Origin of the sequence: Pantoea stewartii subsp. stewartii (genome assembly GCF_008801695.1) — a bacterium.
GTDB lineage: Bacteria > Pseudomonadota > Gammaproteobacteria > Enterobacterales > Enterobacteriaceae > Pantoea > Pantoea stewartii.
On the sequence record NZ_VZPF01000022.1, the window covers coordinates 50,962 to 61,791 of the forward strand.

The window sequence follows — 10,830 nt, forward strand, 5'->3', positions numbered from 1 at the left end:
GTCAGAACCAGTTCAATATTGAAATAAACAACAGGACGGGCGAGCATACAGGTGCCACCGAATGATTGACTGAGGTCACTGTGCAGCTAACAAGTTTTACCGACTACGGCCTGAGGGCGTTGATTTATATGGCCACGCTGCCGGAAGGCAGACTAACCAGTATTACAGAGGTCACCGATACGTATGGCGTGTCGCGTAATCATATGGTCAAAATTATCAATCAACTTAGTCGTGCTGGGTTTGTTGCGGCCATACGTGGCAAAAATGGGGGCATTCGTCTGGGAATGCCTCCGGGAAATATCATCATTGGTGATGTGGTTCGCAAAATGGAACCTTTGCAGTTGGTTGACTGCGCCCGGTGCTCTATCACGCCTGCCTGTCGCCTTAAGCAGGCCTTACATGATGCCGTGCAGTTATTTTTAAAAGAACTGGACGGCTATACGCTGGCAGATTTAGTGGAAGGTAATACGCCTTTATATGAAATTGTATTGTCTGAACCGCCGGTGGCAATGAATACTCAATGACATCGGAGGAACCGTAATGTCAAAAGATCCTTTTCTGGACAGAGAAGCTGAAAAGTACGAAAACCCTATTCCAAGCCGTGAATTTATTCTGGCTTTATTAGAAAAACGCGAAAAACCCGCCAGCCGCGAAGAGCTGGCACAAGAAATGAATTTGCAGGAAGAAGAGCACCTCGAAGCCTTACGCCGTCGTTTACGTGCAATGGAACGTGATGGCCAGTTAGTTTTCACCCGCCGCCAGTGTTATGCCCTGCCTGAACGTCTTGATCTGCTGCGTGGAAAGGTCATTGGTCATCGCGATGGCTATGGCTTTTTACGCGTTGAAGGGCAAAAAGACGATCTGTATCTTTCTGCCGAACAGATGAAATTTTGTATGCATGGCGATGTCATCCTGGCCCAACCGCTGGGGGCCGATCGGAAAGGTCGCCGCGAAGCGCGTGTCGTTCGGGTTCAGGAACCGCGCAATAATCAAATTGTCGGCCGCTATTTCACCGATGCCGGCGTCGGCTTTGTTGTGCCCGACGACAGTCGTCTGAGCTTCGATATTCTGATCGGGCCTGAAGAAACCATGAATGCCCGTATGGGGTCCGTCGTGGTCGTTGAGCTTTTACAACGTCCAACCCGCCGTTCGAAGGCAATCGGTAAAATCGCCGAGATTCTGGGCGATGATATGGGCACCAGCCTGGCCGTGGATATGGCGCTGCGCACCCATGAAATTCCGCACAGCTGGCCGCCAGAGGTTGAAGCTCAGGTGAGCAAGCTGAGTGAAGAGGTGCCCGAGTCGGCGAAAAAAGGCCGGGTCGATCTGCGCCAGTTGCCGTTAGTCACTATCGACGGTGAGGATGCCCGCGATTTTGATGACGCGGTTTACTGCGAGAAAAAGCGCGGAGGTGGCTGGCGTCTGTGGGTGGCCATTGCGGACGTCAGTTACTATGTTCGCCCCGGCACACCGCTGGATAACGAAGCACAGCAGCGCGGGACATCGGTATATTTCCCTTCGCAGGTAGTGCCGATGCTGCCGGAAGTGCTGTCGAACGGCTTGTGCTCGCTGAATCCTCAGGTCGATCGCCTGTGTATGGTGTGCGAAATGACCGTATCGGCAAAAGGTAAACTCACCGGCTTTAAACACTATGAAGCGGTGATGAACTCCCATGCGCGTCTGACCTACACCAAAGTGTGGAATATTCTGCAAGGCAACCCGGAGCTGTGTGAGCAGTACGCGCCGCTGGTCAAAGACCTGCAGGAACTGCACAACATGTACCAGGTACTGGAAACCGCCCGCGAAGAACGGGGTGGTATCTCCTTTGAGACAGAAGAAGCGAAGTTTATTTTCAACGCTGAACGCCGCATCGAACGCGTTGAACGCACCTCGCGCAATGACGCCCACAAGCTGATTGAAGAGTGCATGATTCTGGCAAACATTGCCTCTGCCCGCTTCGTGGAGAAGAATCAGGAGCCTGCGCTGTTCCGCGATCACGATCGCCCCAGCGACGACAGCATCAAAAGTTTCCGCACCGTATTAAATGAACTTGGCCTGAGTCTGCCTGGAGGCAATAAACCGCAGCCTGTCGACTACGCCGCGTTGCTGGAGCAGGTTGCCGATCGTCCGGATGCGGAAATGCTGCAAACCATGCTGCTGCGCTCCATGAAACAGGCGGTGTACGACCCGGAAAACCGTGGGCACTTTGGCCTGGCGCTGGCGTCATATGCTCACTTCACTTCACCCATTCGCCGTTATCCGGATTTACTCCTGCACCGCGCCATCAAGTATTTGCTGGCTAAAGAGCAGGGCGACGTGAAAGGCCTGACGACACCAACGGGCGGTTATCACTACGATATGCAGCAGATGCTGCAACTGGGCCAGCACTGTTCCATGACCGAGCGTCGTGCCGACGAAGCCACCCGCGATGTCGCCGACTGGCTGAAATGTGACTTTATGCAGGATCAGGTCGGTAATGTCTTCAATGGTGTCATCTCCAGCGTTACCGGCTTTGGCTTCTTTGTCCGTCTCAGCGATCTGTTTATCGACGGCCTGGTGCATGTGTCGACACTGGACAATGATTACTACCGCTTTGATCCGGTGGGGCAGCGGTTGATCGGTGAATCCGGTGGACGCACGTATCGCTTAGGTGATGCGGTTGAAGTGCGTGTTGAAGCGGTCCATATGGACGAGCGCAAGATTGACTTTGCGTTGATATCCAGCAAGCGTCAGGTGCGCGGCGAAGGGAAAACCGAACGTGACAAGGCGAAGCGGGACGGTAAAGCACCAACCAAACGCCGTCGCCAGGCCAGCCGTAAAACCAACTTTGAACCGGATTCCGCTTTCCGCAAGAGTGGCAGCAAGCCTGCTGCGGCAAAGACTGAGAAAAAAAGTAAAAAAGTTTCGGAGAAAACCCGTAAAATCGCCGCCGCCACTAAGGCGAAGCGCGCCGCGAAGAAGGCGAAGCCTGCCTGATGCGCCCAGGCCTCTGCGTTCGCGCAGGGGCTGTTATCCATTTATTTCCAACCACTGAGCAGATTGATGAGCGAAATTATTTTTGGTATCCATGCCGTGCAGGCGTTGCTGGAACGTGACCCACAACGTTTCCAGGAAGTCTTTATTCTCAAAGGCCGCGACGATCGTCGACTGCAACCGCTGGTGACCGCGCTGGAAGCTCAAGGGATCGTCATTCAGCTGGCCGACCGCACATGGCTGGACAGCCAGGCCGAAGGCGGCGTACATCAGGGCATCGTGGCACGTGTTAAGCCGGGTCGGCAGTATCAGGAGGGCGATCTGCCGGATCTGCTGCAGAGCCTGGAGAAACCCTTCCTGCTGGTGCTGGATGGCGTCACCGATCCGCATAACCTGGGTGCCTGCCTGCGCAGTGCCGACGCGGCGGGCGTACATGCCGTTATCGTGCCGAAAGATCGCTCTGCGCCCCTGAACGCAACCGCTAAAAAAGTGGCCAGCGGTGCAGCGGAAAACATCCCGTTAATCAGGGTCACGAATCTGGCGCGTACCTTACGTCTGCTACAGGAATATCACATCTGGGTTGTGGGTACCGCTGGTGAAGCCGACCACACCGTTTATCAAAGTAAGATGACAGGCCCGATGGCGCTGGTCATGGGCGCGGAAGGCGAAGGCATGCGCCGCCTGACGCGTGAGCACTGTGACGAACTGATCAGCATTCCAATGGCAGGAAGCGTTTCCTCTCTCAATGTTTCAGTCGCAACGGGCGTCTGTTTGTTTGAGGCGGTGCGTCAGCGCAACGCGTGATCGCCGCCGCAAATTAGGTTTTATGTCCGGTCATAATGGCCACTCACCTTACATACTGAGTGAGTGATATCCGCGAGGAGCCGTTATGACCTGGACAACTCACACCGTGTTTAATCAACCTTTTCCTCTCAGTAACAGCAACCTGTTTCTGTCTGATGTGCCGTTATGTGACGCGCTGTTGCGTGAAGGCGGCGGAGGGGACAGCGACTGGCTGGCATCGGTAGGCAGTCAACTGGGCAGTGCAGAGTCGCTGGAGCTGGGGCGGCTTGCGAATACCTGTCCTCCTGAACTTCACCGCTATGATGCGCGCGGCGTAAGAGTGGATGACGTGCGCTTTCATCCTGCCTGGCATCTGCTGATGCAGGGCGTGTGCAGCAGCCGTCTGCATAACCTCAGCTGGCAGCCTGATGATGTACAGCCAAACGCCAGCGTGGCGCGCGCGGCCCGGTTTATTTTGCATGCCCAGGTTGAGGCCGGCACGCTTTGCCCGGTGACGATGACGCACGCCGCGATTCCCTTGCTGCAACGCTATCTGCCCACCGCGTTTCGGGGCTGGCTTGAGCCATTACTCAGCGATCGTTACGACACACATGCGATGCCGGGCGATCAGAAGCGTGGACTGTTGATCGGCATGGGGATGACTGAAAAGCAGGGCGGCAGCGATGTGCTGACGAATACCACGCGCGCAGAGCCGCTGCAGGGACGGGGAAGTGGCAAAGCGTATCGCCTCATCGGCCATAAATGGTTTTTCTCTGTACCGCAAAGCGATGCCCACGTCATCCTGGCGCAAACGCAGCAGGGACTCAGCTGTTTCTTTCTGCCTCGCCTGCTGCCGGACGGGTCACATAACGCCATTTTCATTGAGCGCTTAAAAGACAAACTCGGTAACCGCGCCAATGCCAGTAGTGAAGTGGAGTTCAAAGACGCAACCGGCTGGCTGCTGGGTGAAGAGGGCGAAGGCGTGCGCCTGATCCTGAAAATGGCCGGCATGACGCGCTTTGACTGTGCGCTGGGCAGCCACGGACAAATGCGCCGGGCCTTCTCCGTCGCCCTTTACCATGCCCACCAGCGCCAGGTGATGGGAAAAAATCTGGTGGATCAGCCCCTGATGCGTCAGGTGTTAGCGCGTCAGGCGCTACAACTGGAAGGGCAAACGGCCTTACTGATGCGGCTGGCGCGTGCCTGGTCGCAGGCGGATGACGCGAATCAGGCGGCGTTTGCCCGGCTGTTAACCCCCGAGGCGAAGTTTGTGATTTGCAAAGCGGGCATGCCGTTTGTAGCAGAATCCATGGAAATGCTGGGAGGCAATGGCTACTGCGAGGAAAGCGAACTGCCCCGGCTTTACCGTGATATGCCCGTTAACAGCATCTGGGAAGGCTCAGGCAATGTGATGTGTCTGGATGTTCTGCGTGTGATAAGCAAAAAGAGCGGCATCGTGGAGGCGTTAATTCGGGAATGTGATGAGGTAAAGGGCGTTAACCGCCACTTCGACAGACGCTGGCGTCAACTGAAGCTGCGCCTGGGCAAACACGATGAAGCCCAGGCGCGGACGTTAACACAGGACATCCTGCAGTTGGCCACAGCGGTTCAGCTGTTACGCCACGCTGAACCGCGACTGGCGGATGCCTGGTGCGGCCAGTGGCTGGATACGCGGGGCGAACCCACTATCGATGCGGCACTGGCCGATCGCCTACTGGCGCGCGCCAGCGGCCGGTGAGGCACCGTAGAGGATCGCGGTGGTATACCAGATGCCAGGCGTTATCGTTTCGTCGACCATCAGAATCTGATAATAAACGGCGCCTGCCTGATTCGCGCGCGCAGCAATCGCCCGCTCCGCGTCATCCGGTGAGCCTCTCACGCTGGCGCTAATCGTACCGAGCTTCGGTAAACCATAGCTTTGCGCGCGGGTAATCGACTGCGCCTGAGCCGTTGGCGCGGGCGGGGCTTTCGGCGTCTCCTGAAACGCCGCGCAGCTACTCAACAACAGACTCAACGTCAGTAACATAACATAACGCATAGCTAATCCTTGAGAGTCACCTTAACAGGATAAGTGTAAGCCACCGCCCCACGATCATCACGACTTAATCGAGAAAACGCTGACAAGCTGCGTCAGGTGGTGGCCTTTATCACTCAGGCTCTGGGCTGTCTGTTCTGCCTGCGTAACCAGTTCACTGTTCTGATGCGTGGCCTGGCTAATCTGATTCATCGCCAGGTTAACCAGGCCAATGCCTGCCGTTTGCTGTTGTGCGGCGACGTTAATTTCACCCATTAACGCCTGAACCTGCTCAATATGCGTCACAATTTCGCTCATCGCATCGCGGGTTTGTTCCGACAATGCATGGCCTTCAGCAACGTGACGTATTGAGGTCGCAATCAACGTATCAATTTCTTTTGCTGCCTGGGCGGAACGCTGTGCCAGCGCCCGTACTTCGGCGGCAACGACGGCGAAGCCGCGCCCGTGCTCACCCGCCCGGGCGGCTTCCACCGCGGCGTTCAGCGCCAGAATATTGGTCTGGAAGGCAATGGACTCAATAACGTGCGTAATGTCAGCGATGCTCTGCGACGAAACGTTAATGGCGGACATGGTGTTGACCGAACGGGTGACCGTCTGGTTGCCGTTATCCACAATACTGCTGGCCTCGGCCACCAGCGACATGGCCTGACGCAGGCTGTCGGCGGTATGCTCAACGGTCGCACCAAACTGCTCCATGCTGGCCGATGTCTCTTCAACGCTGCTTGCTTGGCGCCCAATTTGCTCACTGATGTTGTGACTGCTGGCGGCAATGGTATCCGTGCCATCGCTGATTTCCTGCGCGGCACGGCGAACCTGCGCGACTATTTTCTCCAGCCCTTCGCCAATCCCGTTAATGGCATTAATCAGCTGACCCACTTCATCGTGGCGCGTCGTAGCCAGATGAACCAGTAAGTTACCGGCCGCGTATTGCTCAGCCAAATGGATGACCTGCTGTAACGGACGCGTAATGGCACGACGGCTGTACCAGACAAAACACGGCGCAAACAGCAAGACCAGAATCAGGCCGGTTATGAGGAACATATTGCGGCTGTGAATCACCGGTGCCAGCAGGCTGTCGCGGTTGACCTCACCGACCACAATCCAGTTCCAGCCAGGCAACTGTTGCCAGGCCAGCATTTTGGTTTCCCCATCAATATCGGCTTGCTGTACGCCCTCAGGCTGCGTCAGCATCGCGTTAAGCACGCCCTCCTGCCAGTCGGGACGTTTACCTTCAGCCTGTTTATCAAACAGGTACTGCCCCTGCATAGCACCTGGCGTGCCGTTTAACACGTAGAAATGCCCACTGTCGCCCAGACGACGTGCCAGCACTTTTTCGCGCATCAGGCCGTACTGTTTATCGATCTGTACGCCAACAAAAATAATGGCAATCACGGTACCGCTGTCGTCTTTAACGGGCTGATACTGCGTGATATAACGGTGACCAAACAGGGTGGCCAGTCCACGGTAGATCTCGCCTTGCGTCACTTTTTTCCAGGCCCCACTGGTCCGATCAAGCTGGGTGCCAATGGCCCGGCTGCCATCTTCTTTTTTCAGCGAGGTGGAAACACGAATGAAATTATCACCATCACGCACAAAGATGGTGGCGACGGCCGACGTACGATCCGTAAAATCATCTACGGCAATTTGATCGAGGTTCAGCGTTTTGAGCCCGGCCCGCAGAGTCGGTGTTGAAAACTCGCCCACCTGAATACGTGAAGTTTCATCGCGGCTGAAACGCTTAGGCAAAAAGCTGACAAACAGTTGAGTATAATTGCCCACTTCCTGCGTCAGCGTCGCGTTAAACATGGACGCCATTTCAGTAATGCCCTGCACCTGATTGACCATGTCATCCATGGCGAGACTTTCCAACTGGCGTGAAGCATTTTGACTTTGAATCAGCGTCAAAACTAACAATAAAACGCCTACACTTACTGAAGTTAAGTCGCACAGCTTCACTCCAAGGCTTGTTCTGCTGAGAGAGAAACGTTTCATAAAGTACCTTTATTTTTTGTCAAATATGCACTAACAACGGCAGCGCGGCGCAAATGTTTAGTTAAGAAATTATTGCCTTTATGATGTTGTGAAGCGCGGAATTACATTAAACCCCTAATATGTCGTCTCAATTTGTCGTCGGAGAGGAGAAAAAATGATAGAGCTCACCACGGAAAGGTTTGCAGGAATCGAGTGCCTGCATGCTGCGCCTGCGGGTCAGCGTCGCCAGCGCTTACCCACCCTCGTTTTCTATCACGGGTTTACCTCATCCAAAGAGGTGTACGCTTACTTTGCCGTTGCGCTGGCGCAGGCAGGCTTCCGTGCCGTTATGCCCGATGCCGACATGCATGGTGCGCGTTATAACGGTGATGCCGAGACGCGGTTGCGCCATTTCTGGGACATCCTCAAACAGAACATTGATGAATTTCCGGCTATCGAGGCCGCCTTACGTGCCGACGATCTGATTGCCGATGCGCGCTTTGCCGTTGCTGGCGCCTCAATGGGAGGCATGACGGCGCTGGGGATTATGGCGCGCTATTCACACATCCACAGCGTTGCCTGCATGATGGGGTCAGGCTACTTTATGCAGCTCAGTCATACGTTGTTTCCGCCTGTGGTGGTAACGAACGAAGAACAGAAAGCCCAGTTCACAGCACGTATGGCGTCGCTGGCGGACTATGATCCTTCAGCCCGGCTGCAGAACCTGGCGAACCGGCCACTTTTGTTGTGGCACGGTGATGCCGATGAAGTGGTGCCTTTTGCTGAAACTCAGCGCCTGGATCGGGCATTACGCGAAAAGGGGCTTGATGCCCACCTGACCACGCTGTCCGAAACGCATATCGGACACAAAATTACGCCGTCAGGTCTGACCGCGCTGGTCAGCTTTTTTAAGCGTCAACTCTGATCCGTTAACGAAACCGCCCTCTTGCTTTGGCCCTTGCTTGCTTTTCACACATAAGCGCGGGAGCGGGGCGGTCTCCCGCCGATTTAAATGAAATCCCCGCTTGAGTTTGTCCGCCCACGCCAGTATGATTACGCGTCAATTTTTCAGCTGCATTCAGAGGTGTGTGTCATTTCGGTGATTCACAACCTATAACGTTCCTTGCTTCCGTGGGCCGCAGCTGACCCTGACAGGAGGCTGAATAATCCGTAAGGAGCAATTTCGATGCGTCATTACGAAATCGTATTTATGGTTCATCCTGACCAGAGCGAACAGGTTCCTGGCATGATCGAGCGTTACACTGGTGCTATCACTGGTGCAGAAGGCACGATCCACCGTCTGGAAGACTGGGGCCGCCGTCAGCTGGCTTACCCAATCAACAAACTGCACAAAGCACACTATGTTCTGATGAACGTAGAAGCGCCGCAGGAAGTGATTGACGAGCTGGAAACGAACTTCCGCTTCAACGACGCCGTTATCCGCAGCATGGTTATGCGCGTTAAAAACGCGGTAACTGAAGCATCACCGATGGTTAAAGCGAAAGACGAGCGTCGTGAGCGCCGCGAAGATTTTGCTAACGAATCCGCTGATGACTCAGATGCTGGGGATTCTGAAGAGTAATCCATCGTGACGGTTAATCGGCTGCGCCTGTCTGGCACCGTGTGTAAGACGCCAGTTCGAAAAATTAGCCCGTCAGGAATTCCGCACTGTCAGTTCGTGCTTGAGCACAACTCGGTGCAGATGGAAGCCGGATTTCACCGGCAAGCCTGGTGTCGAATGCCTGTTATTCTTAGCGGCAGCGCCCATCAGGTGATTACTCAACATATAACGGTCGGCACGCAACTCATTCTCGAAGGCTTTATTAGCTGCCATCAGGCGCGAAATGGTCAGAGTAAAATGGTGTTACATGCCGAGCAGATTGAATTGATAGATTCTGGAGACTAGCCAAATGGCACGTTATTTCCGTCGTCGCAAGTTCTGCCGTTTCACCGCGGAAGGCGTTCAAGAGATCGATTATAAAGATATCGCAACGCTGAAAAACTACATCACTGAAAGCGGCAAGATTGTACCAAGCCGTATCACTGGTACTCGCGCAAAATACCAGCGTCAGCTGGCTCGTGCTATCAAGCGCGCGCGTTACCTGTCTCTGCTGCCGTACACTGATCGTCATCAGTAATCGGCAACTGTCCATTAACGACTTTAAGAGGATAAGGTAATGCAAGTTATTCTGCTTGATAAAGTAGCAAACCTGGGCAGCCTGGGTGATCAGGTTAACGTTAAAGCGGGCTACGCTCGTAACTTCCTGGTTCCTCAGGGTAAAGCTGTTCCTGCTACCAAGAAAAACGTTGAATTCTTCGAAGCACGCCGTGCAGAACTGGAAGCCAAACTGGCTGACGTTCTGGCAGCATCTAACGCGCGCGCAGAAAAAATCAACGCACTGGGCACTGTTACCATCACGTCTAAAGCAGGCGATGAAGGTAAACTGTTCGGTTCCATCGGTACCCGCGACATCGCTGACGCTGTTACTGCAGCTGGCGTTGACGTTGCTAAGAGCGAAGTTCGTTTACCGAACGGCGTTCTGCGCACCACCGGTGAGCACGAAGTGGACTTCCAGGTTCACAGCGAAGTATTCGCGAAACTGATCGTGAACGTGGTTGCAGGTTAATTTTTATTAGCCTGCCGCACCTGAACGCCGACACTTGTGTCGGCGTTTTTGTTTTCAGTCGTTAACACCCTTTCTTTTTCTGCCCGGCCCCATCCCTCTTCACCGGCACCCGCATCTTCGCCATCACATAAAGGCGTACCGGACAACCCGATCCTCATGCGATCAACGCGCTGTTTGCCGATTAAAAGGTGACGATGATATGTGCGGCTAAACCCTCAGCGCATCAGGGTGACGACGCGACATCAGCGACCACGCTCCGTCATCTGTGCTGACGCGGCTATCCGCTTGCGTTGCGGTTGGTCTGCCCGGAAACCGTAAGCGTCACATTTAAACCGTCTGTGCAGCGGGCTCCGGTTCCGGGAAAATAGTGTCCATCATTTTTTAATGGACACTATCGCGTGAAACACCGGACATGGCTCCTTGAGGCGCTTCGCCTCCATT

General features: G+C 54.7%; 11 protein-coding genes. 9 read left to right on the forward strand and 2 right to left on the reverse strand.

The window, feature by feature from the left end:
- The first annotated feature begins 80 nt into the window (after positions 1-80).
- From nsrR to F7Q90_RS08370, 4 genes are all read left to right on the forward strand, one after another.
- Positions 81-524, forward strand: coding sequence for a nitric oxide-sensing transcriptional repressor NsrR (gene nsrR, locus F7Q90_RS08355; RefSeq protein WP_006120936.1), 444 nt, complete (start codon positions 81-83; stop codon positions 522-524).
- 16 nt (positions 525-540) lie between these two features.
- Positions 541-2,976 carry a ribonuclease R gene (gene rnr / locus F7Q90_RS08360; protein WP_006120935.1) on the forward strand — a complete coding sequence of 812 codons (2,436 nt, stop codon included), beginning with the start codon at positions 541-543 and terminating at the stop codon, positions 2,974-2,976.
- 66 nt (positions 2,977-3,042) lie between these two features.
- Positions 3,043-3,777 (forward strand): 23S rRNA (guanosine(2251)-2'-O)-methyltransferase RlmB, encoded by a 735-nt coding sequence (gene rlmB / locus F7Q90_RS08365; RefSeq protein ID WP_006120933.1) that lies wholly within the window; start codon positions 3,043-3,045, stop codon positions 3,775-3,777.
- 85 nt (positions 3,778-3,862) lie between these two features.
- Positions 3,863-5,494 (forward strand): isovaleryl-CoA dehydrogenase, encoded by a 1,632-nt coding sequence (locus tag F7Q90_RS08370; RefSeq protein WP_006120932.1) that lies wholly within the window; start codon positions 3,863-3,865, stop codon positions 5,492-5,494.
- Here F7Q90_RS08370 and bsmA read toward each other — a convergent pair.
- Together bsmA and F7Q90_RS08380 are read right to left on the reverse strand one after the other, a co-directional pair.
- Entirely contained in the window at positions 5,468-5,794 is a 327-nt protein-coding gene (gene bsmA, locus F7Q90_RS08375; RefSeq protein WP_006120931.1) for a biofilm peroxide resistance protein BsmA, read from the reverse strand. The two genes, F7Q90_RS08370 and bsmA, sit on opposite strands and share 27 nt — an antisense overlap.
- A gap of 57 nt (positions 5,795-5,851) precedes the next feature.
- Positions 5,852-7,783, reverse strand: coding sequence for a methyl-accepting chemotaxis protein (locus F7Q90_RS08380; protein ID WP_006120930.1), 1,932 nt, complete (start codon positions 7,781-7,783; stop codon positions 5,852-5,854).
- A 154-nt stretch (positions 7,784-7,937) separates the two neighbouring features.
- Here F7Q90_RS08380 and yjfP point away from each other — a divergent pair, with 154 nt between their 5' ends.
- The 5 genes from yjfP (at position 7,938) to rplI (ending at position 10,389) form a co-directional block, all read left to right on the forward strand.
- The gene (gene yjfP, locus F7Q90_RS08385; protein WP_006120929.1) at positions 7,938-8,687 is read left to right on the forward strand and encodes an esterase; all 750 of its coding nucleotides are present in this window, start codon (positions 7,938-7,940) and stop codon (positions 8,685-8,687) included.
- A 261-nt stretch (positions 8,688-8,948) separates the two neighbouring features.
- On the forward strand, positions 8,949-9,344 hold the full coding sequence (gene rpsF, locus F7Q90_RS08390) for a 30S ribosomal protein S6 (RefSeq protein WP_006120928.1): 396 nt from the start codon (positions 8,949-8,951) through the stop codon (positions 9,342-9,344).
- Between the two features lie 6 nt (positions 9,345-9,350).
- Positions 9,351-9,668 (forward strand): primosomal replication protein N, encoded by a 318-nt coding sequence (gene priB / locus F7Q90_RS08395; RefSeq protein WP_006120927.1) that lies wholly within the window; start codon positions 9,351-9,353, stop codon positions 9,666-9,668.
- A 4-nt stretch (positions 9,669-9,672) separates the two neighbouring features.
- A complete protein-coding gene (gene rpsR, locus F7Q90_RS08400; RefSeq protein ID WP_000135199.1) occupies positions 9,673-9,900 on the forward strand; it encodes a 30S ribosomal protein S18 in 228 nt (75 codons plus the stop codon).
- A 39-nt stretch (positions 9,901-9,939) separates the two neighbouring features.
- Complete coding sequence (gene rplI / locus F7Q90_RS08405; protein WP_006120926.1) at positions 9,940-10,389, forward strand: 50S ribosomal protein L9; 450 nt, start codon at positions 9,940-9,942, stop codon at positions 10,387-10,389.
- Positions 10,390-10,830 lie beyond the last annotated feature (441 nt).